Genomic DNA, 25,314 nt, shown 5'->3' with positions numbered 1-25,314 from the left:
GAACGGACTCGGGGAGCGGGGCGCGAAAGGACTTGAGAGGGGACGCGCATCGTCGGGCACGAGGAAGGGCCCCGCGCCGAAGCGCGGGGCCCTTGGTCCCAGTACCGGGTTCGAACTCCGCCGGATCAGGCGACGGGCACCGGCTCCTTCACCTCGTCCCGATCGCCCACGAGTTCCGTCCCGTCCGTTCCCTCCAGGTGCTGCGCGGGCCGCCGCGGCAGCACGAACATCAGCAGGAAGATCGCGGCCATCACCCCGGCCACCCACCCCAGCGCATTCTGGAACGCGTCCACGAAGGCCGGTCCGGCGGCGCTCCCGGCACCCAGCCGGTCGTCGAGCACGCCGTAGAACACCAGCGACACCAGCCCGAGGCCCACCGCGTAACCCATCTGCTGCACCGTGTTGAGCAGCCCGGACGCCGAACCGGCGTGCTCGCGCGGCACCTCCGAGAGGATCGCGTCGGTCAGCGGAGCGACGATCAGCCCCATGCCGACGCCCATCACGGCCAGCGGAAGCGCCATCTGCCACGGCTCGATGCCGAGGCCGTACCGCTCGGACTCCCACAGGTAGACAAGGACGCCCAGCCCCATCACCAGCGCACCCGCCTGGAGCACCTTGCGCCCGAAGCGCGGCACCAGCTTCTGCACCGACAGACCCGCCGCCGTGGACACCGCGAGCGAGAACGGCACCCCGGTCAGCCCGGCCTTCATCGGGCCCCAGCCCAGGCCCAGCTGCATGTACAGCGTCCACACCAGGAAGAAGATGCCGAGAGCGACCCCGAACACGGTCTGTACGGCGATACCGGCCGCGAAGCTCTTCACCTTGAACAGGGACAGCTCGATCAGCGCGGAGCCGTCCCGTGCCGTCTTGCGCTTCTCGAAGGCCACCAGCACCCCGAGCACGACGAGCGCGCCGGCCATCGACACATACCCCCACAGCGGCCAGTCCAGCTCACGGCCGCGGGTCAGCGGGTAGAGCAGCATCAGCAGTCCGAGCGTCACCAGGCCCACGCCGACCAGGTCGAGCCGGGGGGCCTTCGCCGCCTTGGACTCGGTGATGTAGCGGCTGCCGAGGATCAGGCCGGCGATGCCGACCGGCAGGTTGATCAGGAAGATCGGGCGCCATTCCAGACCGAAGAGGTTCCACTCGGTGAGCAGGGCGCCGAGCAGTGGACCGCTGACCGCGCCGAGCCCCACGACCGCGCCGAACAGGCCGAACACCTTGCCGCGCTCGTGCGCCGGGAAGGTGGCGTGCACGATCGACAGCACCTGCGGCACCATCAGCGACGCCATCGCGCCCTGGAGGATGCGGGAGGCGACCAGCATCTCCGGGTTCGCGGCGAAGCCGCAGAGCGCGGAGGCGAGGGTGAAGCCGCCGATGCCGATGAGGAACAGCTTCTTGCGGCCGTGGATGTCGCCGAGGCGGCCGCCGGTGATCAGGCCCGCCGCGAAGGCGAGGGCGTATCCGGCGGTTATCCACTGGATCTGGCTGTCGGTGGCACCGTCGTGGTGCTGGATCGACGGGATCGCGATGTTGACGATCGTGACGTCGACGAGGTCCATGAACGCGGCGGTCATCACGATCGCCAGGGCGAACCAGCGCCGCTTGTCTCCGACGGGTGTCGTCTCTTGGGTCATGTGGAAGAAGTTAGATCCCGAGTAGGTCAGATCATGTCCTAGTTCTGCGGCATCCTCGGACGCATGACGACAGACACCCCGGCCCGGCTCCTTCAGCTCCTCTCCCTCCTCCAGACACCCCGCGAATGGCCCGGCGGCGAGCTCTCCGACCGGCTCGGGGTCTCCCGGCGCACCGTCCGGCGGGACATCGACCGGCTGCGCGAACTCGGCTATCCGGTGCAGGCGACCAAGGGCTCCGAGGGCGGCTACCGGCTCGTCGCGGGCAAGGCGATGCCGCCGCTCGTCCTCGACGACGAGGAGGCGGTCGCCATCGCGGTCGGTCTGCGCGCCGGCGCCGGGCACGCGGTGGAGGGCGTCGACGAGGCGTCCGTCCGGGCGCTCGCCAAGCTGGAGCAGGTCCTGCCCAGTCGGCTCCGGCACCGCGTCGCCACCCTCCAGGCCGCGACCACCCCGCTGACCAGCGGCGACGGCGCGTCCATCGCACCGGAGACCCTGACCGTGATGGCCTCGACGGTGGCCGGCCAGGAGCGGCTGCGGTTCGCCTACCGGGCGGGCGACGGCACGGAATCCCGCCGCCTCACCGAGCCGTACCGCCTGGTCTCCACCGGCCGCCGCTGGTACCTCGTCGCCTACGACCTCGACCGCGACGACTGGCGGACCTTCCGCGTCGACCGGGTCAGCAACCCCTTCGCGACGGGCGCCCGCTTCACGCCCCGGGAGCTGCCGACGGGCAGCGCCGCGGAGTATCTGCGCCAGTCCATGTACCGCCGCCAGGAGACCTACGAGATCGCGGTCACCTTCGCCGCCCCCGCCTCCTACATCGCGGCCCGCCTGCCCCAGTGGCTCGGCACCCCGGAGCCGGTCGACGACAACAGCTGCCGCCTGCGCGCCACGACCGGCGACGCGGTGGAGTGGATGGCGGTACGGCTGGCCATGGCCGACTGCGAGTTCACCGTGCACGAACCCGCGGAACTGGTGCGCTGCGTACGGGAACTGGGCGGGCGCCTGAGCAGGGCGGCGAAGGCCTGACGCGCACGGCTGCTGCTACGGCGGCGAAAACCTGAAGTGTACGGCTGCTACGGCCGCCCCCGCCCCGCCGGACTCACGCGCGCCGCCCCACCGGGCTCACCCGCGCCCCGCCACTTCCCCCCACGGAAAGTCCCGCAGCACCGCGAGATGCCGCAGGGCCAGGGCGCCCGGACCCTCGGTTCCCTCCGGCCGTGCCTCCCCCGCCGCCCAGGACTCCACGGCGACCCGTACGGCCGCGCCCGCCACGGCCGCCGCGAACCGCAGCTCGGTAGGAGGACCGGCAACGTTGTCCCCGCCGTCAAGACCGAGCCGCTCCCCCAACGCCTCCGCCAGCGTCCGCTCGGAGGCGTGACAGACCTCCGCCCACACCTTGCCCAGCGCGGGGCTGGCGGCGGCGAGACGGATGAGGGTGCGCACCCATTCCCAGGAGGACGCCGACACCCCCACCCCCGGTGTCAGGGTGTGGCGCACCGCGTGTTCCAGTGCCTCGGGCACGGACAGTCCGGCGGGCGCAAGCCGTACCGCCTGCGCCCAGCGCTCGGCGCCCGCCGCGTACAGCGGGGCGACGGCCTCTTCCTTGGTGGCGAAGTACCGGTAGAACGTGCGCGGGGCGATCCCGGCGGCCTGGGCGATGTCCTCGGCGCGGGTGGCCCGCAGGCCCTGCCGGACGAAGAGGGCGGCCGCGGCGCGGGCGATCTGCATACGGGTCTCCGCCTTGCGCCGTTCCCTCAGGGAGAGGGGTGCGGCGGAGTGTGGTGCTGGGGTGGGGCTGCTCACGTTCGGCAGGCTATGCCTCTGTGACACAATCTGCCATTCGGCGGGCCACCCCGGGGTTCAGGTACGGGGTGACCCGCCTTCCAGCATGCCTGCCGTCGAACGCCCCGCCTGCCGTCGAGCGCCCTGCCCGCCCCGGAAAAGAGCCGAACCCCGGCGCCCAGGGGGGGAGGGCGCCGAGGTCCGGCTTGGGAGAGTCCCGGCGCCGGGGGGGGGTGACGGCGGGACTGTGGTTCAGGAGGGCCCGCGAGGGGGGATCGCGGGGACCGAACTCCTGGACCCTGAAAGGTTGTTCCCAGGGTCCCGGGAGTTGAAGCGGCGTTACGGCGCCATGTTTGCGCGGTCTTTCGCCACCCGGCGTACGCGCCGGAGGCGTTCGCACGCCCCCGGACTCGCGTTCCGGGTCAGGCGGCGGCGTCGAACCCGGTGTCCCGGGCCAGCTTCTTCAGCTCCATCAGCGCGTGCTTCTCGATCTGCCGGATGCGCTCGCGCGTCAGACCGTGCTCCTTGCCGACCTCGGTCAGGGTGCGCTCGCGGCCGTCCTCGATGCCGTATCGCATCTTGATGATGGAGGCCGTGCGCTGGTCGAGGCGGCCGATCAGATCGTCCAGTTCCTCGCTGCGCAGCAGCGTCAGCACCGACTGCTCGGGCGACACCGCGGAGGTGTCCTCCAGCAGGTCACCGAACTGGGTCTCGCCCTGGTCGTCCACCGGCATGTTCAGCGACACCGGGTCGCGGGCCCAGTCGAGGACGTCCGTGACGCGCTCCGGGGTGGTGGCCAGCTCGGCGGCGATCTCGGTGGGCTCCGGGTCCCGGCCGTGCTCACGGTTGAACTCGCGCTGCACGCGCCGGATCCGGCCCAGCTCCTCCACCAGGTGGACGGGGAGCCGGATGGTGCGGGACTGGTCGGCTATCGAGCGGGTGATCGCCTGGCGGATCCACCAGGTGGCGTAGGTCGAGAACTTGAAGCCCTTGCGGTAGTCGAACTTCTCGACCGCGCGCACCAGGCCGGCGTTGCCCTCCTGGATCAGGTCCAGCAGCGGCAGTCCGCTGCGCGGGTAGCGGCGGGCGACGGCGACGACCAGGCGGAGGTTGGAGCGGATGAAGACGTCCTTGGCACGCTCCCCCTCGGCGACCAGCGCCTCGAGCTCCTGACGGGAGGCGTCCGCCTTGGACTCCTCGTATCCGTCGAGCACCTGCTGCGCGAACACACCCGCCTCGATGATCTGAGACAGCTCGACCTCCTTGGCGGCGTCGAGCAGCGGTGTGCGCGCGATCTCGTCGAGGTACATGCCGACCAGGTCGCGATCGGCGATCTCGCCGCCATGGGCGCGAACACTGTTTGCCGCATCGGTCGTCCCGCCGGTGGCGGACTGACGACGGGCGACGGCACGGGTTGCCATGCGTGCTCCCTTGCGATGGTGGGCTGGCGGGTGGTCCTTGGTTGCCCGGCACTCTCCCGGGTGCCCTGCTTCCGATGGAAACAACGACTGGAATCAGGACAGAATTCCCACCGCGTCCCCCTATTTTTCTGATCATGCAGTACCCTGTCCGGCCACACAGGGAGGAGTGATGTTGACGGCACGTACAGAGGTGCAGGTCAGGGCGGGAGTCGAGGGTGACCTCGGAGCCCTCACCGACATCTACAACCACTACGTACGACACACGCCGATCACCTTCGACACGGCGGTCTTCACTCCGGAAGAGCGCCGCCCCTGGCTGCTCTCCCACCCTGAAGACGGGCCGTACCGGCTGATGGTTGCCGTGGAGGGGGACCCCACAGGGAACTCACAGCGGATTCTGGGGTACGCCACATCCAGCCCTTACCGGCCGAAGCCCGCGTACGCCACGTCCGTGGAGGTCACGGTCTACCTCGCCCCGGACGCGGGCGGCCGAGGCGTCGGCACCCTGCTCTACCAGGCGCTCTTCGCGGCCCTGGCCGACGAGGACCTGCACCGCGCCTACGCGGGCATCGCCCAGCCGAACGAGGCCTCCACCCGGCTGCACGAGCGCTTCGGCTTCCAGCACGTCGGGACGTACGGCGAAGTGGGCCGCAAGTTCGGCCGGTACTGGGACGTGGCCTGGTACGAGAAGCCGCTGTAAGCGCGGCGTCCGGGCCCTGCCGTCCGGATCGCCCCGGCTCAGCCGAACTGCACCGACCGCTTCGCCAGTCCCAGCCAGAATCCGTCGATCACCGACTTCGGCACGGCCGGATCGCCCCCCGCCCCGGCCGCGCCCATGGTCACGAACAGCGGGGCGAAGTGCTCGGTGCGCGGATGGGCGTACCGCCCGGCCGGGGACTTGTGCAGGAAGTCCAGCAGCGCGTCCCAGTCCTGGTCCTCCAGCGCCCGTCGGCCCCAGTCGTCGAACTCCGCGGACCAGGCGGGGATGCCGCTCTGGCGGAGCGCGGCGAGATTGTGGGTGAAGAAGCCGGAGCCGACGATGAGGACGCCCTCGTCGCGCAGCGGCGCCAGCTTCCGGCCGGTCCCCATGAGCCGGGCCGGGTCGAGGGTCGGCATGGAGATCTGGAGGACGGGGATATCGGCGGCCGGGTACATCTCCACCAGCGGGACGTAGGCGCCGTGGTCGAGGCCGCGGTCCGGGATGTCCTGCACGGGCATGCCCGGGGCGCGCAGCAGTTTGCGTACGGACTCGGCGAGGGCGGGGGCGCCGGGGGCGTCGTAGGTCACCCGGTAGTAGTGGTCGGGGAAGCCCCAGAAGTCGTACACGAGGGGGACGGGTTGCACCGCGCCGAGGGCGAGCGGGGCCTCCTCCCAGTGGGCGGAGACCATGAGGATCGCCTTGGGGCGGGGCAGCCGCGCGGACCAGGCCGCGAGTTCGCCGGGCCAGACGGGGTCGTCCGCGAGGGGCGGGGCGCCGTGGCTGAGGTAGAGCGCGGGCATGCGCTCCTGGGTGGCGGCGGACATGGCGGCGGCTCCTCCGGACGATTACTTGAAGTCTAAACCTCACGCCCAGAGTAGGGGGATTTGTTTTAAGTTTCAAGGAGGCGGCTCGTAGAGTGAAGCCATGAACACGGCATCCGCACCCGAATCCGCGTCCGCGTCCGCGCCCGAATTCACGTCCGCTTCCGCATCCGCTGAAGCGCCCCGCTGGCTCACCGACGAGGAGCAGTGCGTCTGGCGCGCCTACCTCCAGGCCACCACGCTGCTGGAGGACCACCTGGACCGCCAGCTCCAGCGCGACGCGGGCATGCCGCACATCTACTACGGACTGCTGGTCAAGCTCGCCGACTCCCCTGGGCGGCGGTTGCGGATGACCGAGCTGGCGATGTACGCGAAGATCACCCGCTCCCGGCTCTCCCACGCCGTCGCGCGGCTGGAGAAGAACGGCTGGGTGCGCCGCGAGGACTGTCCCTCGGACAAGCGCGGCCAGTTCGCGGTGCTGACCGACGAGGGGCTCGCGGTGCTGCGGCGGACCGCGCCGGGCCATGTGGCCGCCGTGCGGGGCGCGCTCTTCGACCGGCTCACCCCGGAACAGCGAAAGTCCCTCGGCGAGATCATGCGGATCGTCGCCGAGGGACTGGAGCCCGATGAAGCGGGTGCGGACCTGCCCTGGCTCCGCTGAGCCGCTCACTCAGCGAAACCAGGGCAGATCCTGGGTCGTACGTCTGGGGCGTCCCCTTCCCCGTCCGTACGGGTCGGTCGTCCCGAAGGGGTCAGTCGTCCCGAAGGGGTCCGTCGTCAGTCCGTCGTCAGTGGGCGACGACCGGCACCGGCAGTTCCTCCTCGGCGCCGTCCTCGGACGAGGCCACCGGGCCGGTGCCCGGCTTGCCGGCGTTGACGAAGGTGAAGGCGATCAGCGCGGCGGCGACCAGGATGCCGACGGCCGCCCAGATCGCGGTGGTGTAGCCCTCGACCATGGCCTCCAGCTGGACCAGCTGCTGCTGGGCCGGGGTGCCGGCGCCGCCGATGTGGTCGGCGACGTAGGTGGTGGTGGCCGAGGCGGCGATCGTGTTCAGCAGCGCCGTACCGATCGCGCCGCCCACCTGCTGGGAGGTGTTGACCATCGCGGAGGCGACACCGGAGTCCTGCGGCTTGACGCCCATGGTGGCCAGGGACATGGCCGGCATGAACGCCGTACCCATGCCGAGGCCGAGCAGCAGCATCGCGGGCAGCAGCAGGGCGGTGTAGGAGGAGTCGACCTCCAGCTGGGTCAGCATCAGCATGCCGACCGCGGCGACCAGGAAGCCGGGGCCCATCAGCAGCCGCGGCGCGACCCGGGTCATCAGCCGGGTGCCGATCTGGGTCGAGCCCGTGATCATGCCCACGATCATCGGCAGGAAGGCGAAGCCGGTCTTGACCGGCGAGTAGCCCTGCACGATCTGCAGGTAGTAGGTCAGGAACAGGAACAGACCGAACATGCCGATGATGGCGAGGCCCAGCGAGAGGTAGATCCCGCCGCGGTTGCGGTCGGTGATCACGCGCAGCGGCAGCAGCGGGGCCTTGACCTTGGCCTCGGTGACGACGAACGCGGCCAGCAGGACCACGGAGGCGACGAACATGCCGACCGTCACCGACTCGCCCCAGCCCTCGGACTCGGCGCGGGTGAAGCCGTAGACCAGCGCGACCAGGCCCAGGGTGGACAGCAGGACGCCGGGGATGTCGAGCGGGTTGCGGTTGCGGGCGCCCTCGGGCTCACGGATGACGAACCAGGCACCGGCGGCGGCGACCACGGCGAACGGGATGTTCACGAAGAACGTCCAGCGCCAGTCCAGGTACTCGGTGAGGAAGCCGCCGAGGATCAGGCCGACGGCACCGCCGGCACCGGCGATGGCGCCGTAGATGCCGAACGCCTTGGCGCGCTCCTTGCCGTCCGTGAACATCACGGCGAGCAGCGAGAGCGCGGCGGGCGCGAGGAGGGCGCCGAAGACACCCTGGAGGGCGCGGGCGCCGAACATCATCGCCTCGTTGGTGGCGGCGCCACCGAGCGCGGAGGCCACGGCGAAGCCGGCGAGACCGACGACGAAGGCGCGCTTGCGGCCCCACAGGTCGGCGATCCGGCCACCGAAGAGCAGCAGACCACCGAAGGCGAGGGCGTAGGCCGTGACGACCCACTGCCGGTTGCCGTCGGATATGCCGAGGTCCTGCTGGGCGGAGGGAAGCGCGATGTTCACGATGGTGGCGTCGAGGACGACCATCAGCTGGGCGAGCGCGATGAAGACGAGCGCTTTCCAGCGGTTGGCATCAGGAACGGATGGAGCCTTTACGGCCGCTTGAGACATGGGGGTACCCACTTCGGGACTTCGTGACGGAAAGAGTGTGAATAAAGAGGTGTGAATAAGGCGATGCAGACAGGGACTGGTGTCGCGGGCTGGACTAATCGGCTTGGCGCAGGTCCTCCAGGGTCACGGCCGTGCCGGGCAGGACGGAACGGGCCGGGGCCCGCAGTCCGTCCAGGAAGAGCTGAAGGTGGCGGTGGACGAAGCGGTCGACGTCCATGCAGCCCGTGCCCGCCGGGGGCCGGCTCAGCTGGGCCACGGCGACCATCAGGTCCCCGACACCGACGTCCGTACGGAGCTGCCCGGCCGCCCGGGCGCGCTCCATCACCGCCTCGATGACCTGCTCACTGCGCTCGCGCGCGGCTTCCAGGTCCGGGTGGTTCTGGTCGAAGGTGCTGGAGATCATCGGGCACAGCGCGCTGATCCGCTCGTCGGCGGACGTGTGCACGAAGCGCTCCAGGGCCTCGAAGGCGTCGCCGCTCTCGGCGAGCGCGGTCTCGGCCGCGGCCACCGTGCGGTCCATGACGGAACAGACGACCTCGCGGACGAGCGCGTCGCGGTCCGGGAAGTTGCGGTACACCGTGGCGTTGCCGACGCCGGCCCGGCGGGCGATCTCGTCGAGCGGCACGTCCGGACCGTGCTCGACGAACATCTCCCGGGCGGCGGTGACGATCCGCTCCCGGTTGCGCAGGGCGTCGGCGCGCGGCCGGGTCACCTTGTGCGGCGCGGGGGCTGCGGTCTGCACGGCGTACTCCAGAGTGGCTTGTGTTGCTGCTGTGATGCGATCCGGGGAACCTCTCCCCGTTTCGCGGCGGACACAGGTCTAAACGGGGAAACGATCCCCGGTTATTTCCCGCCCTAGGAGAGATTTCCTGTGACCTGAGTCACATCCTGTCGGGGCTCGTTCGGGCTGTCCGAGTGCCACGTTCGGGCTCATCCAGCGCGCGCCCGCGCTCCCCTCGGCCGAGGGTGATCGCAAGGGCGCAGCCGGTCCGGCGGCTGCCGTGGACGAAGGGCCCCTGCATGCAGCCGTCCAACCGTCGGATACGCCCCCGCCGGGCGGCAGCCCTCGCCTCCGTGACCGCGCTGACCTTCGCGATCAGCACCTCGGCCGGCTCCGGACACCTCTCGGCGGGCGGTACGACGGCCAAGGCCGGCCCGATAGCCCTGTCCCGCACCTCCGCGCTCGGCCCCTGCATGATCAGCGGCAGCCCTTCGGTCCAGATGTCCGAGGGCGTCCCCACCCCGGGCGGCTACTCCCGCTCCACCGGCACGGTCCGCGCCCTGACCCTGATGGTCGACTTCTCCGACGCCCGCGGCCAGGGCCGCGCCCGGGACCGCTTCCGCGAGTTCTTCCCGCAGACCCGGGACTGGTTCCGCACCAGTTCCTACGGCCGCCTCGACTACCGGGCCGAGACCCCGATACCCGGCTGGCTGCGCATGCCGAAGCCCTTCGCGGAGTACGGCATAGAACGCGGCGCCCCCTTCGACCCCGGCTACCGGGAGCTGGTCCAGGACATCGTGGCCGCGGCCGACCCGAAGGTGGACTTCCGGCGCTACGACTTCCTGAACGTCCTGGTCACCCCGAACGCGGGCCCCTCCGCCCTGGACACGGTCCTGTCGGTCACCTTCGCCGGCAACACCGAGGCGCCGGTCGCCGACGGCGTCCCCGTCGCGAACGCCTCCTTCGTCTACTCCCGCCAGGACGACGGCTCCGGCACCTACGACCGCACCGGCTATCGCGTCCTCCCCCACGAGAACGGCCATGTCTTCGGCCTGCCCGACCTCTACACCCAGGAGGGCGGGGGCGCGGTCGGCCACTGGGACATCATGAGCGAGGACTGGGGCGCCAACAACGACCTGCTCGGCTGGCACAAATGGAAGCTGGGCTGGCTGGACGCGGACCAGGTCCGCTGCGCGACGGCGCCCGGGACATCGGAGTACCGGCTGACCCCGCTGTCCCGCGCCGGCGGCCCGAAGCTGGTCTTCGTCCCGCTGGACGGCCGTACCGGATACGCCGTCGAACTGCGCACCCGCGGCGGCAACGACGAGGCGGTCTGCCGGCCGGGAGTACTGATCTACAAGGTCGACGCGGACGTGGACACCGGCCAGGGTCCGGTACGGGTCTTCGACAGCGCCCGCGACAGCGGCGGCTGCACCCGCAGCCCGAACGTCCACGCGGAACTCTCGGACGCCCCCTTCCGCCCCGGCGAAAACTTCAAGGACCCACAACGGGGGATCCGCATCACGGTGACAGCGCAACTGTCGGGGGACCATGTGGTGCGGGTTACCCGGAAGTGAGGGGGTGAGAGGGGGTCGGGGGAGGAGGGCGTCGGGGGAGGAGGCGTGAGGCTCGCGCGCGGGGGCAGGTCGGGTGTGGGGGACGGGTCGTGGCACGGGCTCGGTCGGGCGGCGCGGGATCCTGGGACGTTGCGGGATTGCGGGCTCGGCGGGCGGCGCGGGATCAGCGGCGTCGCGGGATCCGGCGAGCGCTGCGGGCTCGGGCGGGAGCGGGCGGCGGGATCCGGGGCGCGGTGCTGGGCCCGGCGGGCGGTACGGGCTCCGGCTGGCGGCTCGGAGTCGGCGGGCACTGCAGGCGTCGGCGGCGGCGCGGGCACAGCGGGCTCGGGCGAGGGGCGAGGGGCGCGGGGCGCGGGCTCGCGGGCGTGGCGGTTCCGGCGTGGGATTACCGTAGGCGTGGTGAGATCGCCGTATCGGAGGGCTGATGCCCGTGCAGACCACGACCGTCGTCGATGAGGCCGCTGTGCCGGCCGAGGTGGTCGCGCCGTTGATCCGGGGGGTCTCGGTGCTGCGGGAGCTGACGGAGGCCGGCGGCACGATGAGCCCGAGCGGGCTGGAGCGGGCCACGGGCCTCGCCCGTTCCACGGTCGACCGCATCACCTCCACCCTCGCCCGCATGGGGTACGTCCGTCTCGACGGCCGGGACGTGATCCTGGCCCCCCGTCTGATGGACCTCGGCAACGCCTACCTGGCGTCCCTGCGCCTGCCCGCACTCCTCGCGGCCCACGCCGACGCGCTGGCCGACGAACTGGACGAGTCGGTCTCCCTCGCCGTGCCCGACGCCGACGGCATCCGCTTCATCCACCAGGCCACCCGCCGCCGCGCGATGTCCCTGAGCTTCCGCATCGGCGACCTCCTCCCCGCCGAACGCACCGCCCCGGGACCGCTGTTCGGCACGCAGTGGACGGAGCAGGACTGGCACGGCTGGCGCGCGCGCAGGGCGCGGGACCCGGAGAACAGGGCCTTCCCGGCCGTACCGCCGAGGGAACGGCCTTGCGGGGACGAGGAGTTCACCGACCGGGTGGCGCGGGCCCGGGAGGACGGCTGGGCGCTGGACGATCAGTTGATCGAACCGGGACTGGTGGCGCTGTCGGTTCCGGTACGGGCTCCCGGCACGCACCGCATCGCCTGCGTGGCCAGCGTGGTGAGCCACACGAGCCGCCACCCGGCGACGGACCTGCGCGAGGCGCTGCTGCCGAGGCTGCGGCGGGCGGTGGCGACGATGGAACGGGAACTGAGAAGGGCCCCCGCCGCGGCACCGGCCCCGCCGCCCTCCGCCCTGGCGGCCTGGACGGGCGGGTCGAAGCGGGAACTGGGCCGGGACTTCGTGGAGTCGCTGGCCCGGGGCCTGACGGTCCTGACGGCGTTCGGCGAGGGCCGGGCGCGCCTGACGCTGACGGAGGTGGCCCAGGCGACGGGCCTGGCCAGGGCGACGGCACGCAGAGCACTGATCACGTACGAGCACCTGGGCCTGGTGACCCGCCCGGACGAGCGCACGTACGCCCTGACCCCCAGGGTCCTGTCGCTGGGCTTCCCCCCGCTCTCCCGAACGACGCTCCCCCGCCTGGCGACCCCTCACCTGACGGACCTGACGACCCGGCTCCAGGAGTCGGCAACCCTCGCGACCCTGTCCCCCGACGGCAAGGAGATCGTCCACACGGCGGAAGCCACGGCCCACCGCGTCATGAGCGTGACGATCCCCCCGGGCACCCGGGCCCCGGCCGCGGAAACGGCACTGGGCCAGGTACTCCTCTCCCCCGACCGGGACCACGCCCTGCTGGACGAGGAACGGGAGGCGGGCCTGCGCACCCTCGCCGTCCCGATCCATGACGCCCGCACGGGCACCCGGGTGGCCGCGGTCGGCGTGGCCATGCACGCGGCACGCCACACCCCCGAGGAGTGCGTCCGCACGATGCTCCCGCCCCTCCGCTCAACGGCCCAGGCCATCGAAGCGGACCTCCACGCCGCCTCCCGCTTCACCCGCGTCCCGATCACCTGACCCCACCCCGACGCAATCCGGTACCCTGACGCCTGTGCCCTTCCGGGGGCACCCCGTCCGCCTTCGTAGCTCAGGGGATAGAGCACCGCTCTCCTAAAGCGGGTGTCGCAGGTTCGAATCCTGCCGGGGGCACAGAGAAACATCTGCCCAGAGGCCCTTCCGTCCGGCGGACGGAAGGGCCTTCGTACTCGCAGCACACATATGGCACACATGCAGCTGCGGGCAGGTGGGGGGACCTACTCGACGGGCCCGCGAAGGACGAGTCGGCTCGGCACCGTTATGAGAAGCAGGTCGACCGCATGGAGGGCCTGATGCAGCCTTCGTGAACCGCGCTACTGGGGCTACTACGTGCAGCCGATCCTGACCAGCGGCGATCTTGAGGAGCGTGGCGAACTAGGGCACGTCCGTCGTGCTGCACGCAAGGCGGCGGTCGTTTCGGCTGACACCCGAAGGCCCACGCCGTCGACGCAAGATTCTTCGGGTACGCCCACTGCGAGGCCTCACAAGGGAGGTCAGCGAACTGCTGCGGGTGATGCTGCTTGCTGAGTCAGCGAATCTTCGAGCGCGCCGACCTGCCCCTCGCCCTCGCTGAGGCAACAGACTCAGTGAAGATGACTGCGGGGTCGGTCGTATGCCCCGAGTGCGATGGCAAGGTCAGGGATGAGGGCTTGCGCTGGCATCTGGCACACCCCTGCATGACCAGGTGACAGGCTTGCGTCCACGCCTGACGCCCTCTCGACGGTCGGTGATGTTGCACTTACCGTGTGTTGAGTTGGATACCGGGAGTGTGCTGGCCTCTGGGGGCGGGATGCAGCGCAGGGACGGGTTTCGGCGGATCATCAGCGAGTTCGGTGCAGCGTGCAAGCAGGCACTGCTACACGGGCAAAAGGAAGCCGCGATCCGTCGTGCCGTGGAGACGCTTCTTGTTGACGGAGCGAACGTGTTGGGGTTACGGGCCGTTCTCCATGCCGAAGTAGCAATCGCCGCGCACCGAATCCGCCCCGACCTGGCTGTGCGGATCGGGAAGTTATCCCGCAACATCGTCGGCTACGTCGAGTTGAAGAGCCCCGACAAAAGCGTGATCCATCCTGGCGGGCTCAACCAACGCGATCGACGGCAGTGGGAGGGTATGGCGAAGCTCCCCAACTTGATCTACACCAACGGCCAGACCTGGATCATGTATCGCTCAGGTCGGCAACACGGCGACACCATCCACTTCGAGGGCGATCTGCGTACGGCCGGCTCCCGCCTGCGACTACCGGCAGCCAGCGAAGCCGCCTTCGAATCAATGCTGACGGCGTTCTTCACTTGGCAGCCGCATCCACTGACATCCATGCGCGAAGTTGTCGCTCACGTAGCCCCGCTGTGCACCCTCCTGCGCGATGCCGTCCACGACCGGCTCGACGCCGAAGCCAGCCTCCCCCGCCACCGGCGTCCCTTCACAGACCTGGCCTCCACTCTCGAAATAGATCTCTTTCCCACCACCGATGATCGAGACAAACGCGCGGCCTTCGCCGACCGCTACGCCCAATCCGTCACCTTCGCACTCCTGCTCGCCAGTTCGGACGCCGCCGATGGCCATGACAGCTCCCTGGCCAGGATGAGCCTGCATGAGGTCGGCCGCCGCCTGGGAGCGGAGCATTCCGTCATGGGGCGCGCTTTGCAGATCCTCACCGACCAGGTCGAGGGAGAATTTCGCGACAGCCTCGACATGCTCGTTCGCGTTATCGACGCCATCGACTGGCGGAACGCGCTGGCCAGCGAACCCGGCTTCCACATCCACCTTTACGAACACTTCCTGCAGGAGTACGACCCCGACCTCCGCAAGGACTCCGGCACCTACTACACCCCAGCGCCGCTGATGGAGGAGATGATCCGTCTTGTCGACGAAGTCTTGATCACTACGCTGGGTTGTCCGGACGGTTTCGCCGACCCCGGCGTGTCCATCATCGACCCGGCCATGGGCACCGGCACCTTCCTCACCGGCATCATCGACCTCGTCGCCCGCAAGCAGTCCGAGGGTGGCAATGATGGCTTCCGCGCCGAATCCGTCCAAGAGCTCGCAGGCCGGCTGGTCGGCTTCGAAAAGCAGATGGGCGCTTTCGCCGTTGCACAGATGCGTGTGGGGCAAATGCTGCGTTCTCTAAACGCCCGGGTCCGACTGCGCGACATGCGCCTACATCTAGCCGACACCCTTGCCGACCCCTGGCGGCCGAGCGAACTCTTCAACCGCTACGGCGCCCTGTGGGGTCCCTTGCGCGACGACGCTGAAGCCGCCAGCTTCATCCAGCGTGAAGGCCGCATCACTGTCGTCATCGGCAATCCTCCCCACCGGGAACAGGCGGAAGGCCAGGGTGGATGGATCGAAAATGGCTCACCGGACCGAGGCGCCCCACCGCTGGACGCCTTCCGGCTGCATGGTGCGGCCGGGGTGTACGAGAACAAGCTGAAAAGCCTGTGCACCTACTTCTGGCGCTGGGCCACCCATAAGGTGTTCGACCAATATGACGACTACCGTCACGGCGTTGTCTGCTTCGTCAGTACCGGCGGGTTCATCCGCGGCGCCGGCTTTCAGGGCATGCGTTCATACCTGCGCCGCACTTGCACCGAGGGCTGGGTCATCGACCTCACCCCCGAAACGAAGAGACCTCCACTCAACAGCCGCTTTTTTCCCGGCGTCCAGCAGGAATTGGCCATCGCCATTTTTGTTCGAAAACAGGGCGAGCAGCAAGACCAGCTAGCTCCCGTCCACTACACAGCTGTCCATGGCACTCGCGAGGACAAGGAAGAGCAATTGCACAACCTGCACATCAACGGTCCCACCTGGCGCACCTCCCGGCCTGCCAACCAAGCCCCCTTTACACCCGCCTCCCACAGTGGCTGGGATGCCTTTCCCGCGCTCACCGACCTCATGCCCTGGCGGAAACCAGGAATAAAGCCCAATCGGAACTGGGTCTTTAGCCCATCCAAGTCCACCTTGCGCCGACGATGGGAACGCCTCGTCCATGAACGTGACGCCGAGGCGCAGAAGGCGCTGTTCAAAGAGACTCGCGACCGCACCCTGGACAAGGCGGCCCTACAGATACCCGGTCACCCCCATCCACCGACCCTCCTCCGCGACGAGCACGGCCCTTGTCCTGCTCCGATACGCATCGCTCGCAGGGCCCTAGACCGCCAATGGCTCATACCCGACGGGCGAGTCATCGACTTTGCCCGCCCGGAGCTGTGGCAAGCCGCCATCGACGGCCAGGTCTTCGTTGTGGAACAGCACTCGCAACGGCTGCAGAAGGGCCCGGCGCTGCTCTTCACCGCTCTCATCCCCGATATGCACTACTTCAATGGCAACGGCGGTCGTGTGCTGCCGCTCCTGCACGCGGACGGCACCCCCAACATGGCCCCAGGGCTGTTGCACCATCTCGCCAACTCATACGGCCTACAAAGGGTTCTTCCAGAAGACGTGCTGGCCTACATCGCCGCCGTCACCGCCCATTCCACCTTCACGGAGCGGTATGCAGATGACCTCAACTCACTCGGCGTACGCGTCCCTTTGACCGCCGCTGGTGGCCTCTGGCGTGAGGCCGTCAGCCTGGGACACCACATACTGTGGGCCTCCACCTTCGGTACACGGAGCATCAACCCAGGTGACGGCCGCCCCGCAGGCACTTCAAGTTGGTGGCGACGCCTGCATCCCGAGATAACGTACGCCCGAGAAGTTGCGCCTGATGCACTCCCCTCCACGATCACCTACGACTCCGAAAACGAACACCTGATCATCGAAGGGGGCGTCTTCACTGGCGTCACGCCGCGCATGCGTAACTACACCACCGGCGGACGCAACGTACTCGACAGCTGGTTCGCTTACCGCAGCAGCCGCACGGCTGGCAAGGTGACCAGCGAACTCGACCGCGAGCGCCCCGAGCACTGGGAGCACGAATGGAGTCGAGAACTCGTGGAGATACTCGCCGTACTCAGTCATCTAACTGCCTTGGAGTCGCAGCAGGCAGAGTTGCTCGACCGTATCGTGGCCGCACCCCTGATCGATGTGGCTGAGCTGAATCGACGCCGCGTCCTCCCGGCACCTAAGCGCGCCGAGAGCGCACGCCCTGGCCCGGACCACGCGTTTCTGCCCGGCCTGGAAACAGTCGATGGCCAACCGCCTGGGCCGGTCGAGCCCCTGTCCCCCCCGAGTGACTCCCTAGGTGCCGCGGCTCCCGGGCGACGCTCACCTGTGCGGCCCAGCCCTCGTAACCGACGGCATCGTGGTCGGACCTGACACGTAAGGAAGCCCCGGACCGATCATCGTCCGGGGCCGTTTATGTGAGAGACGGGTGCTGCTCTGCCCGGCAGCGGGTCTGTACGCGCTGGGGCACCTGCAGGTTCAGGTCAGCGAGCACGGCCCTGATCATGATGGGTGGGCCGCAGGGCAGCGGCCCGGCGTCGGCCGCGTGAGCGAGATCAGCGTGCCGGGTGAAGGGCGGACAGTACGCTGAAGCCAGTGGGGTCGGGCCCGCGGCAGACGTGTTCGGGAGGTGCTTCATGGCGGCCGAGATGATGGCTCCGGCGTGGATGCATGAGCAGATCACGGCGGAGGAGTACGAGTCCTGGTCCGATGAGCAGTGCGCCGGCATCGAGATCGTGGACGGGATGGCCGTAGTGCGTCCGAGTGCGTCCAAGCGGCACAGCCGACTGGCCCGGATTCTGGCGAACGCCCTGGATGCCGCCTCGGGCCCGGAGTGGAACGCTGACACGGACTTCGACGTCCGGCTGCAGGACGTCCCGCTCACCAATCGCCGCCCGGACGTCGTCGTGTACCGCGCCGACACGATCGACGTCAGCCCCACCCGGCCTGAGCACATCCTCATGGTCGTCGAGGTGGTGTCGCCGGGCTCGGAGACCACCGACCGGATCGTGAAGGTCGACCAGTACGCCAAGGCGGGCATCGGCTTCTACTGGAGGGTCGAGCAGGCCGCGACCGGCGTTCCTCTCGTGTACACCTGCATTCTCGACCCCGCGACGAAGGCTTACCGGGACGGAGACGTGTTCACCGGCGTCGTCAAGGCAGCGGCCCCCTTCCCCGTGGAGATCGACCTCGGCCAGGTCTGACCATCTGGCTGTCTGACCACCCGCTGGTCTCGGCTTCGTCCGGTCGCTCTCAGGGATCCGGTGCCGCCCTGTGCGTGCCCGTGTGGATGAGGATTTGGTCGGCCTGGGTGATGTTGCCGGTGCGGACGGCTTCGGTCATTGCTGCGCGTGCGGCGTCCGGGGTTGCGTGCGGGGGGATCACCAGCAGGGAGAAGAGGTCCTGTTCGGCGGGGGTGATGAGGACCGTGTCGTCGCCGACCGGGAAGGAGTCGATGTGGACGACCCGGTCATCGATGACCAGCCTCGTCGGCAGCGCCTCCCACGCACTGGCGTCCAGGCCGACCCGGGTGACCGGTCCGACGTGCTCGGTCAGGGCGGCGATCAGGCTGGGGAGCTCCGCGGTGATGTCCCGGGACCACGGCCACCACGCTCCGTCGAGAACAGCCTGGCGGTCCTGTGTCGTCTCCAGCCGTACGACTGCCGTCCCGGGGCGCACGGCCTGGTGGACGGCGTCCGGCGGGAGCCTGGTCACGCGCGGGGAGCCGGAGTCGGACATCGCACTCGCCTGCCTGACAGGAGGAAAACGCAGTGACTGCCTGGCTTTCACCGTACTCCGCAGCCCGGGCCGATGCCCTGGCCTGCCGGTCAGGCGCGAGGAACACGGGGCGGGCGGGAGTAGAGTGAAAGATCCTTCCCGTTGCTCAGTGCGCCATGTCGAGGTCTCCATGCAGTCCACGGAAACACCCCCGGACGGGTACGCCGAGGTAGGTATCGTCGCGGCCTCCCCCGAGGTCGCCCGTCGTGTCGCGGAGGTTCTCCGTCAGTGCTTCGCCGCCACCGAGCAGCGCAGCTATCCCGCGGACGGCAAGGGAGGGACCCGGCTTCAGCTCACCGTGGACACCACCCGCCCCGCGGAACCGGCACGGTCCTGGCTGGAGACCAGCCGCTCCGGGGAGGACGACCGCGAAGCGGAGTGAGCCGGCGCGGATGAGGTGTGGGGCACCGGTCGCCACCGCCATGAGCGGGTCCGCGGGCTCCTCCCTCGTGTCCCGGACCTCGCTCCTCCGTCGGACGCGAGGTCGCCGCGTTGACATGCGGTGCCGCCGGACGTTGACTGACCGGGCGGTGCGGGGGCAGTCGGGACAGGCGGCCTCGGTGCCGCGGCAGGGTCGACAGGGTCTTCGTGTGCTGGAACAGGCCGTCGCGGAGACCGACGGCGCCTTCGGGCGGAACGGAAGCGGTCCTTGATGATGTACGACCAGACACGCGCCCAGCAGCCCGCGGGCCAGGGCCAGAGCCAGAGCCAGGGCTCCGCCCAACGGCGTCCCCAGGGCCCGGAGCCGCTGCTGCCGTCGGCCGAGAGGGACGAGGTCCTCACGCGCCTTCGGCACGCCATGAACACCTTCGCCGACAGTCCGCGCGAGGCGCTGGAAGAGGCAGAGAACGCCTACGACGAGGCCACCGCCCACCTGGTGAACGCCCTCGCGGAACGGCGACGCCTGCTGCGCGCCGGGTGGCAGGACCAGGAGCCCGGCGCGCAGGACGATCTACGGCAGGCGCTGCGGCAGTACCGGGAGATCACCCAGCGGATGCTCCAGCTCTAGCGGAGCGGGAGGGCTCAGCCCGGGTAGGGGGCCGCCTCTCGTGCCGTGCGCAGGGCACCTGCCCACCAGGACAGCTGGTCCAGGAGGGTCTTGGCGTAGCCGGGGGTCTCGGGGTCCAGGGGGCGGCCGTCCTGCCAGGTGGTGAAGTACATGGGGAAGGCCAGGCCGTCCCTGATGGTCACCGCGTGGAGTTCCGTCAGGACGTTCTCCAGGTGGAGGACCGCGTGGCGGCCGCCCGCCGCTCCGCCGTAGCTGACGAAGGCGACCGGCTTGGCCGTCCACTGGGTGAAGTGCCAGTCGATGGCCGTCTTCAGCGAGGCCGGGTAACTGTGGTTGTACTCGGGGGTGATCACGATGAACGCGTCCGCGCTCTCCAGGGCCGCCGTCAGCGGCGCCATCCCGGCCGGACGGGGATAGTCGTCGCCCGCGAACTTCGGCGGGGCCGCCGGCAGGGCCAACGGGAGGTCGATGTCGGCCAGATCGACGACCTCGACCTCGAACCCCCCGTGCGCCGCGGCTTGTTCGGCGACCCATGAACCTACGACCGGGCCGAAGCGTCCGTCCCGGACGCTGCCGACGATGACCACCAGCTTGTGCTTGTTCGTCTTCTGCATACCCACCACGATCAGGGCGCGCGCCGGAGGCAGCCAGACCGTGTTCAGGCTGGCCCCCGCAGGGCCACGCTGAGCCCTCCGCGAGCGGACGGCGGCGACCTATGCTCCCGGTATGGGCACGCCACTGGGGGACTTCATCCGAGCCAAGCGCGACAGCATCCAGCCCGCGTCGCTGGGGCTGCCCGAGCGCGGGCGCCGCCGGTCACCGGGGCTGCGGCGGCTCGATCTCGCCGGCCGGGCCGGTATCAGCGTCGAGTATCTGACCCGTATCGAACAGGGCCGCGACCGCAATCCCTCCATCGCGGTCGTCAACGCGCTCGCCGACGCCCTCAGCCTCGACCCCGCCGAACGCAACCACCTGCGCTACCTCGCCAAGATCACCGGCGGTGAGTGCACCGCGCACAGCCGGCCCGCGCCCCCGCGCCGGGAGGTCCGTGCGACCGTCCTGGAGACCCTGCGCCTGTTGGAGCCGGGCATCGCGGTGGTGACCAACAGGCTGGGCGACCTCCTCGCCCGTACCAGCGGATACGAGGCGGTGACCAGGGGGACCGGGCTGCTCGACTCCGACGCCCCGAACCTCACCCGGTACCTCTTCACCGACCCGCGCGCCCGGGCGTTCTTCGCCGACTGGGACGACATCGCCGACGAGCAGGTCTTCGATCTGTGGCTCGCGCCCTCCATCGAGAACTCCGAGTGGTTCACATCGGAACTCGCCCCCGTCGCGGGGCCCGACTTCACCCGTCGGCTGAACCGGCACACCGTTCCGCACCGGGGCGAGCTGCGCCTGAACCACCCCGCCGGACCCGAACTCCGGCTGCGCCGCGAGATTCTTGAACTCACTGCGGACGACCAGCAGTTGGTCGTCCTCCTGCCCGCCGACGAGGCCACGGCCGGGGCCGTCGAGGAACTCCGGCGCCCGCCGGGCGGCGGCCGGCTGCGGGCCATCTCCTGACGGACGGCAGGGCCCGCGGCGCCGGCCGCGGGCCCCTCCCGAAGGATCAGAAGGTCAACTCGTCGTGGGATCGGACGGTCAACTCGTCGTGCAGGTCGCGCCGTTCAGGGTGAAGGCCGTCGGGGACGGGTTCGTCGTGCCCCGCGTGCCGGTGAAACCGATCGTGACGGAACCCGACGCCGGGATCGTCGTGGTGTACGACGCCGGGGCCACCCGGACCGCGGCCGCCGTCTGGGTCGGAACTCCGCCCCACATGTTGGTCACCGTCTGGCCCGCCGGGAAGGAGAAGCCGAGGGTCCAGCCGTTGACCGGGGCGGTGCCGGTGTTGCGGACGGTCAGGTTCGCCTGGAAGCCGCCCGGCCATTCGTTCACCACGCGGTAGGCGACCGCGCAAGTGCCGGTGGGCGGGCTGGTCGTCGTCAGCGTCGTCGTCGCCGAGCGGGACGAGCGGTTGCCCGCCGCGTCCTTCGCGTACACCGCCAGCGTGTACGTCGTGTTCGGGGACAGGCCGGTGAGGGCCGCCGAGGTCGTCGTCGACGCCGCCAGGGCGGTCTCCGTCGTCCCCGTCACCCGGACGACCTCGTACGCCGTGACGCCAACGTTGTCAGTCGACGCGGGCCAGTTCAGCGTCGCCGACGTCGAGGTCACCGCGGACGCCGTGGGGGTGCCGGGGGCGGTCGGGGCCTGGGTGTCGGTGCCCCCGCCGCTGAAGATCGTTGCCTCCTCGGACGTCTGGGCGATGCCGTTCGCGCCGTGGAAGATGCGCTGCCCCCACGAGCTCAGCCGGTTGGGGTCGAAGCCGATCGCCAGGTCCAGGATCGGATCGGTGTTGCCGCTCCAGGACCAGGCCAGATAGCCGAGGTCCAGCCGCTGCGCCGCGGCCATCATGGTGTCCTCGTCCGGATCGCCCCACTGGTCCGCCGGGCCGCCGAACTCACCGATCAAGATGGGCAGTTTCGCCGCCACGAAGGCGTTCAGATAGTCCGTGATCTCCGCCGCCGTGTCGTACACGCTGTACATGTGGATGGAGAAGATGAGGTTGCCGGTGGGGTCCGCCGCGTACACCGCCTGGGCGTTGGTCCGCATCACGTTCTGCCAGTCCTGGCCCCAGTTCGGCGCGTCCACCATGATCGTGTGCTGCAGACCGGCCGCCCGCAGCTTCTTCACCGAGGCGATGGTCGGGTCCGTCCAGCCCGCCGGATTCGTGTTGCCCCAGGGTTCGTTGCCGATGTTGACGATGACGTAGTCCTCCTGGCCGGCCAGGACGTCCTTCAGGCCGATCCAGTAGTCCGCCGCCGAGTCGAGCGTGGCGGCCGCCGCCTCCTCGCCGTAGCCGGTCGTGTCATGCACCTCCAGTACGCAGATCAAGCGGTTCGCCTTGCAGCTCGCGATGACCGCGGCCACGTCCTCGGGCGTGTTACGGGTCCAGCGGTGGCCGTTGGACAGGACCACCCGGACGCTGTTGGCGCCCAGCGCCTTGATGTCGGCCAGCGACTGGGTCTCGCCGGGATACCAGGTGTGAGCGTGGTTCACACCACGCATCACGAAGTCGTTGCCGTTCGCCTCCAGGAGGCGGCCGTTGCTGATGTGCAGGCCCACGGCCTGCGGCCCGACCTCCCGCGGTTCCGCGGCCTGGGACGGGGTCGCGCCCAGGACCAGCAGACCTAACAGGGTGGCCAGCGCCGTCAGCAGCGTCGCCGCCACCGAGCTTTTGTGTGTTCTCACTGCGACTCCTGAGAAATGAGCACCGGAAAGCTTCGGAAGAAAAATGTGGGAGCGCTCCCACACATGTATCCACTACGCCAGGGACACGTCAAGACAATGCGCGCTCCTCGCTTTCCGCGGCCACCGGTGCGCGCAGCCCTCGCGCGAGCCACGCCGTCACCGCCAGCGACGCCGCCGCCATGGCCGTCATCGCCGTCGCGGGCGAGGTCAGCTGGGCCACCGACCCGGCCAGCGTCGCGCTCACCCCCTGCATGGTCAGCATCCCGGCGGAGTGCAAACCCAGGGCGTGTCCGCTCAGTTCGTCCGGAGTGAGGGCCATCAGCCGCTCCTGCTGCACCAGGCTCGCCCCGAACCCGACCGACGCCAGCGCCACGGCCGCCGCGGCGAGCGGCACCGGTGGACCGAGCACGAACAGGAGGTACGGGGAGGCCAGCAGCACCAGCATCGGCACGCCGAGCCTGGTGCGCCGGGCGGGCGGGATCAGGCGGCCCACGGCCACGTCGCCGGCCAGCATGCCGAGGGCGGCGCAGGCGAAGAGGGTGCCGGCGGACTCGGGGGCGTAGGAGACGTAGAGCGATTCGCAGCCGACCACCAGGCCGTTGGGGATCCACAGGGCGAGGAGGACCGTGCGGCGGGGGCGGGAGGACCACAGCAGGGCGTTGGTGCGCCAGGTCGCCGCGACCGACGGGCGGCCGGTGGCGCGCGGGGGCCTGGGGTTGAGTCCGAGGCGGACCGTGGCCGCCGCGAGGACGTACAGCGCGGCCGAGAGCAGCAGTACCAGGCGGGGGGACAGGACCGCGACCAGGGCGCCGCCCGTGGCGTATCCGGCGATCTGCAGGAGCCCGCTCGTCATGTTGAAGACGGAACGGCCCAGCAGGTAGCCGTCCTTGGCGAGGATCTCGTTCAGCAGGCCCCAGCGGACTCCCCCGCCGAGCGAGGCGATCAGGCCCTGCGCCAGCAGGACGGCGAAGACGGCCCAGATCGGCAGGCCCGGTACCGCGAGGAGCGCCGTCGCCACGGCGAAGGCCGCCGAGAGGCCGGTCAGGGTCGCCCTCGGGGGGAGGCGGTCGGCGCCGGAGAGGAAGAGGGAGGCGCCCAGCACCTGGGCGAGCGAGGGGCCGAACATGCTCACCGCCGACAGCAGCGGGGAGTCGGTCGCCCGGTACACGAGGGTGCCGAGTGCCAGGCCGCCGACCGTCTGGGCCGCGATCTGGGCCGAGGAGGCGAGGAAGAGGGGGGTGAATTCGGGGGTGCGGAAAAGGACTTGGTAGCTGTCGCTGCGCATGTGCGGGAGTCTCGGGCGGTGCTCGGAGGGGCGGTTAATGTTTCGCGCAGGCGCGAAAGTATGCGGGGGGAGTGGGTATGGGCTGGTGGCAGGTCAACGCGGACACGCTCGCGCGCAGCCGGTTCGTGCTCTCGCCGCTCGCGGAGACCTTCGCGAGCCTGAAGCTGCTGCACGCGGGGGTGGGCGCGCATCCCGGGGAACGGGACTGGCTGCGCGCGCACCTGCCCGGCTACCGGGCGCTGCTCGCCGCCGATCCGGTGACCGGGCTGCTGGTGCGGGCCGGGCTCGGGCGGGACTGGATCGCCGACTTCCTCACCCCCACGCCGCTGGACGGGGAGAGCTTCGAGGAGGGCGTGGCCCGGGTGCGGGCGGCCCGCCCCGAGGAGGCGCGCGCCCATCTCGTCCTCTCCCTCGCCGGTCCGCTGCCCGCCGGGCTGGACCGTGACGATCTGCCCGAGCGGGCGGCGGCGCTGCTGCGATACGTCTGGGAGGAGACCGTACGGCCGGACTGGGACCGGCGCCGGCGGGTCCTGGAGGCGGATGTGGTCGCCCGGACCGTGCAGGTGAGCCGGAGCGGCTGGGCGGCGGTGCTGGATTCGCTGCGGCCGGGGACGCGGTGGCTCGGCGGGAGCAGGTTCCAGGTGAACCGGCACGAGTATCCGCCGCGGGAGATCTCGGGGGCGGAGCTGGTGTTCGTGCCGGTGACGCCGAAGACGGGGTGGGTGTCGTGGGAGGGGCGGGAGCGGTACGCGGTGGTCTACCCCTGCACAGGTGTGCTGGCCTCGCAGCACGACCGCCATGCCGTGCCGACGGGACTCGGCGCGCTGCTGGGCTCCGCGCGGGCGGGGGTGCTCGTCCTGCTCGGGGCGCCGATGAGCACGAGCCAGCTGGTCGCGGTGACCGGGCAGGGGCTCGGGTCGGTCGGCCGGCATCTGCGGGTGCTGCTGGACGCGGGGCTGGTGGAGCGGCGTCGAGCGGGCCGGTCGGTGCTGTACGCGCGTACGGCGGCGGGGGAGGTACTGGTGGAGGCAGCGGGGACGTGACCGGTACCGGGGCTTTGCCGGTGGTGGATT

21 protein-coding genes and 1 tRNA gene are annotated in these 25,314 nt (G+C 70.2%); 12 read left to right on the top strand and 10 right to left on the bottom strand.

All coding sequences use genetic code 11. The annotated features are described in order from the left end of the window. Window positions 1–125: 125 nt before the first annotated feature. Window positions 126–1,637, bottom strand: a complete 1,512-nt coding sequence (locus ACFYW5_RS19495; protein ID WP_389418254.1) for an MFS transporter — start codon at window positions 1,635–1,637, stop codon at window positions 126–128. A 63-nt stretch (window positions 1,638–1,700) separates the two neighbouring features. Between ACFYW5_RS19495 and ACFYW5_RS19490 the strand changes: the two genes are divergently transcribed. Then, entirely contained in the window at window positions 1,701–2,666 is a 966-nt protein-coding gene (locus ACFYW5_RS19490; protein WP_389418253.1) for a helix-turn-helix transcriptional regulator, read from the top strand. Window positions 2,667–2,762: 96 nt separating this feature from the next. Here the strand turns inward: ACFYW5_RS19490 and ACFYW5_RS19485 are convergent, their stop codons facing one another. Both ACFYW5_RS19485 and ACFYW5_RS19480 read right to left on the bottom strand, forming a co-directional pair. Then, entirely contained in the window at window positions 2,763–3,443 is a 681-nt protein-coding gene (locus ACFYW5_RS19485; RefSeq protein WP_389418252.1) for a TetR/AcrR family transcriptional regulator, read from the bottom strand. A 401-nt stretch (window positions 3,444–3,844) separates the two neighbouring features. Further along, entirely contained in the window at window positions 3,845–4,843 is a 999-nt protein-coding gene (locus tag ACFYW5_RS19480) for an RNA polymerase sigma factor RpoD/SigA (protein ID WP_389418251.1), read from the bottom strand. A 169-nt stretch (window positions 4,844–5,012) separates the two neighbouring features. Between ACFYW5_RS19480 and ACFYW5_RS19475 the strand changes: the two genes are divergently transcribed. Beyond that, window positions 5,013–5,543 (top strand): GNAT family N-acetyltransferase, encoded by a 531-nt coding sequence (locus ACFYW5_RS19475; protein ID WP_389418250.1) that lies wholly within the window; start codon window positions 5,013–5,015, stop codon window positions 5,541–5,543. Between the two features lie 38 nt (window positions 5,544–5,581). Here the strand turns inward: ACFYW5_RS19475 and ACFYW5_RS19470 are convergent, their stop codons facing one another. After that, window positions 5,582–6,367 carry a dioxygenase gene (locus ACFYW5_RS19470; RefSeq protein WP_389418249.1) on the bottom strand — a complete coding sequence of 262 codons (786 nt, stop codon included), beginning with the start codon at window positions 6,365–6,367 and terminating at the stop codon, window positions 5,582–5,584. A gap of 100 nt (window positions 6,368–6,467) precedes the next feature. Here ACFYW5_RS19470 and ACFYW5_RS19465 point away from each other — a divergent pair, with 100 nt between their 5' ends. Continuing rightward, entirely contained in the window at window positions 6,468–7,025 is a 558-nt protein-coding gene (locus ACFYW5_RS19465) for a MarR family winged helix-turn-helix transcriptional regulator (protein ID WP_389418248.1), read from the top strand. A gap of 127 nt (window positions 7,026–7,152) precedes the next feature. On the opposite strand, the gene ACFYW5_RS19460 is transcribed toward ACFYW5_RS19465, so the two are convergent. Together ACFYW5_RS19460 and ACFYW5_RS19455 are read right to left on the bottom strand one after the other, a co-directional pair. After that, window positions 7,153–8,682 (bottom strand): MFS transporter, encoded by a 1,530-nt coding sequence (locus ACFYW5_RS19460; protein ID WP_389418247.1) that lies wholly within the window; start codon window positions 8,680–8,682, stop codon window positions 7,153–7,155. A gap of 94 nt (window positions 8,683–8,776) precedes the next feature. Further along, on the bottom strand, window positions 8,777–9,424 hold the full coding sequence (locus ACFYW5_RS19455) for a TetR/AcrR family transcriptional regulator (RefSeq protein WP_389418246.1): 648 nt from the start codon (window positions 9,422–9,424) through the stop codon (window positions 8,777–8,779). Window positions 9,425–9,702: 278 nt separating this feature from the next. Between ACFYW5_RS19455 and ACFYW5_RS19450 the strand changes: the two genes are divergently transcribed. From ACFYW5_RS19450 to ACFYW5_RS19430, 5 genes are all read left to right on the top strand, one after another. Then, the gene (locus tag ACFYW5_RS19450; RefSeq protein ID WP_389418245.1) at window positions 9,703–10,980 is read left to right on the top strand and encodes a M6 family metalloprotease domain-containing protein; all 1,278 of its coding nucleotides are present in this window, start codon (window positions 9,703–9,705) and stop codon (window positions 10,978–10,980) included. A 424-nt stretch (window positions 10,981–11,404) separates the two neighbouring features. Then, entirely contained in the window at window positions 11,405–12,979 is a 1,575-nt protein-coding gene (locus ACFYW5_RS19445) for a helix-turn-helix domain-containing protein (RefSeq protein WP_389418244.1), read from the top strand. A gap of 59 nt (window positions 12,980–13,038) precedes the next feature. Beyond that, window positions 13,039–13,111: transfer RNA gene (locus ACFYW5_RS19440), tRNA-Arg, on the top strand. A gap of 676 nt (window positions 13,112–13,787) precedes the next feature. Next, window positions 13,788–17,252: a type ISP restriction/modification enzyme gene (locus ACFYW5_RS19435; protein ID WP_389418243.1), complete on the top strand. Its 3,465-nt coding sequence runs from the start codon at window positions 13,788–13,790 to the stop codon at window positions 17,250–17,252. 263 nt (window positions 17,253–17,515) lie between these two features. Beyond that, on the top strand, window positions 17,516–18,082 hold the full coding sequence (locus ACFYW5_RS19430) for a Uma2 family endonuclease (protein WP_389418242.1): 567 nt from the start codon (window positions 17,516–17,518) through the stop codon (window positions 18,080–18,082). Between the two features lie 49 nt (window positions 18,083–18,131). Here the strand turns inward: ACFYW5_RS19430 and ACFYW5_RS19425 are convergent, their stop codons facing one another. After that, on the bottom strand, window positions 18,132–18,617 hold the full coding sequence (locus tag ACFYW5_RS19425) for a DUF5994 family protein (protein WP_389418241.1): 486 nt from the start codon (window positions 18,615–18,617) through the stop codon (window positions 18,132–18,134). A gap of 169 nt (window positions 18,618–18,786) precedes the next feature. Here ACFYW5_RS19425 and ACFYW5_RS19420 point away from each other — a divergent pair, with 169 nt between their 5' ends. Next, complete coding sequence (locus ACFYW5_RS19420) at window positions 18,787–19,038, top strand: hypothetical protein (RefSeq protein WP_389418431.1); 252 nt, start codon at window positions 18,787–18,789, stop codon at window positions 19,036–19,038. A 270-nt stretch (window positions 19,039–19,308) separates the two neighbouring features. Next, window positions 19,309–19,665, top strand: coding sequence for a hypothetical protein (locus ACFYW5_RS19415; protein ID WP_389418240.1), 357 nt, complete (start codon window positions 19,309–19,311; stop codon window positions 19,663–19,665). Window positions 19,666–19,679: 14 nt separating this feature from the next. Here the strand turns inward: ACFYW5_RS19415 and ACFYW5_RS19410 are convergent, their stop codons facing one another. Continuing rightward, window positions 19,680–20,279, bottom strand: a complete 600-nt coding sequence (locus ACFYW5_RS19410) for an NADPH-dependent FMN reductase (RefSeq protein ID WP_389418239.1) — start codon at window positions 20,277–20,279, stop codon at window positions 19,680–19,682. A 112-nt stretch (window positions 20,280–20,391) separates the two neighbouring features. On the opposite strand from ACFYW5_RS19410, the gene ACFYW5_RS19405 reads away from it, so the two are divergent. Then, window positions 20,392–21,231, top strand: a complete 840-nt coding sequence (locus ACFYW5_RS19405) for a helix-turn-helix domain-containing protein (RefSeq protein WP_389418238.1) — start codon at window positions 20,392–20,394, stop codon at window positions 21,229–21,231. Window positions 21,232–21,309: 78 nt separating this feature from the next. Here the strand turns inward: ACFYW5_RS19405 and ACFYW5_RS19400 are convergent, their stop codons facing one another. Both ACFYW5_RS19400 and ACFYW5_RS19395 read right to left on the bottom strand, forming a co-directional pair. After that, entirely contained in the window at window positions 21,310–22,956 is a 1,647-nt protein-coding gene (locus tag ACFYW5_RS19400; RefSeq protein ID WP_389418237.1) for a cellulase family glycosylhydrolase, read from the bottom strand. An 88-nt stretch (window positions 22,957–23,044) separates the two neighbouring features. Continuing rightward, a complete protein-coding gene (locus ACFYW5_RS19395) occupies window positions 23,045–24,241 on the bottom strand; it encodes an MFS transporter (RefSeq protein ID WP_389418236.1) in 1,197 nt (398 codons plus the stop codon). A 77-nt stretch (window positions 24,242–24,318) separates the two neighbouring features. Between ACFYW5_RS19395 and ACFYW5_RS19390 the strand changes: the two genes are divergently transcribed. Then, window positions 24,319–25,284 carry an ArsR/SmtB family transcription factor gene (locus ACFYW5_RS19390; RefSeq protein ID WP_389418235.1) on the top strand — a complete coding sequence of 322 codons (966 nt, stop codon included), beginning with the start codon at window positions 24,319–24,321 and terminating at the stop codon, window positions 25,282–25,284. Window positions 25,285–25,314 lie beyond the last annotated feature (30 nt).

The sequence above is a fragment of the Streptomyces sp. NPDC002779 genome, from assembly GCF_042888685.1.
Taxonomy (GTDB): Bacteria; Actinomycetota; Actinomycetes; order Streptomycetales; family Streptomycetaceae; genus Streptomyces.
Note: the sequence above shows the minus strand (reverse complement) of the source record. Positions and strands in the feature narration are given on the sequence as shown.

What these genes read in the sequence shown, in the direction of transcription:
- ACFYW5_RS19410 (WP_389418239.1), bottom strand. Translation starts at nt 20,279, where the DNA reads ATGCAGAAGACGAACAAGCACAAGCTGGTGGTCATCGTCGGCAGCGTC.
- ACFYW5_RS19420 (WP_389418431.1), top strand. Translation starts at nt 18,787, where the DNA reads ATGCAGTCCACGGAAACACCCCCGGACGGGTACGCCGAGGTAGGTATC.
- ACFYW5_RS19425 (WP_389418241.1), bottom strand. Translation starts at nt 18,617, where the DNA reads ATGTCCGACTCCGGCTCCCCGCGCGTGACCAGGCTCCCGCCGGACGCC.
- ACFYW5_RS19475 (WP_389418250.1), top strand. Translation starts at nt 5,013, where the DNA reads ATGTTGACGGCACGTACAGAGGTGCAGGTCAGGGCGGGAGTCGAGGGT.
- ACFYW5_RS19465 (WP_389418248.1), top strand. Translation starts at nt 6,468, where the DNA reads ATGAACACGGCATCCGCACCCGAATCCGCGTCCGCGTCCGCGCCCGAA.
- ACFYW5_RS19390 (WP_389418235.1), top strand. Translation starts at nt 24,319, where the DNA reads ATGGGCTGGTGGCAGGTCAACGCGGACACGCTCGCGCGCAGCCGGTTC.
- ACFYW5_RS19430 (WP_389418242.1), top strand. Translation starts at nt 17,516, where the DNA reads ATGGCGGCCGAGATGATGGCTCCGGCGTGGATGCATGAGCAGATCACG.
- ACFYW5_RS19495 (WP_389418254.1), bottom strand. Translation starts at nt 1,637, where the DNA reads ATGACCCAAGAGACGACACCCGTCGGAGACAAGCGGCGCTGGTTCGCC.
- ACFYW5_RS19395 (WP_389418236.1), bottom strand. Translation starts at nt 24,241, where the DNA reads ATGCGCAGCGACAGCTACCAAGTCCTTTTCCGCACCCCCGAATTCACC.
- ACFYW5_RS19460 (WP_389418247.1), bottom strand. Translation starts at nt 8,682, where the DNA reads ATGTCTCAAGCGGCCGTAAAGGCTCCATCCGTTCCTGATGCCAACCGC.
- ACFYW5_RS19480 (WP_389418251.1), bottom strand. Translation starts at nt 4,843, where the DNA reads ATGGCAACCCGTGCCGTCGCCCGTCGTCAGTCCGCCACCGGCGGGACG.
- ACFYW5_RS19415 (WP_389418240.1), top strand. Translation starts at nt 19,309, where the DNA reads ATGATGTACGACCAGACACGCGCCCAGCAGCCCGCGGGCCAGGGCCAG.
- ACFYW5_RS19490 (WP_389418253.1), top strand. Translation starts at nt 1,701, where the DNA reads ATGACGACAGACACCCCGGCCCGGCTCCTTCAGCTCCTCTCCCTCCTC.
- ACFYW5_RS19405 (WP_389418238.1), top strand. Translation starts at nt 20,392, where the DNA reads ATGGGCACGCCACTGGGGGACTTCATCCGAGCCAAGCGCGACAGCATC.
- ACFYW5_RS19445 (WP_389418244.1), top strand. Translation starts at nt 11,405, where the DNA reads ATGCCCGTGCAGACCACGACCGTCGTCGATGAGGCCGCTGTGCCGGCC.
- ACFYW5_RS19450 (WP_389418245.1), top strand. Translation starts at nt 9,703, where the DNA reads ATGCAGCCGTCCAACCGTCGGATACGCCCCCGCCGGGCGGCAGCCCTC.
- ACFYW5_RS19470 (WP_389418249.1), bottom strand. Translation starts at nt 6,367, where the DNA reads ATGTCCGCCGCCACCCAGGAGCGCATGCCCGCGCTCTACCTCAGCCAC.
- ACFYW5_RS19435 (WP_389418243.1), top strand. Translation starts at nt 13,788, where the DNA reads ATGCAGCGCAGGGACGGGTTTCGGCGGATCATCAGCGAGTTCGGTGCA.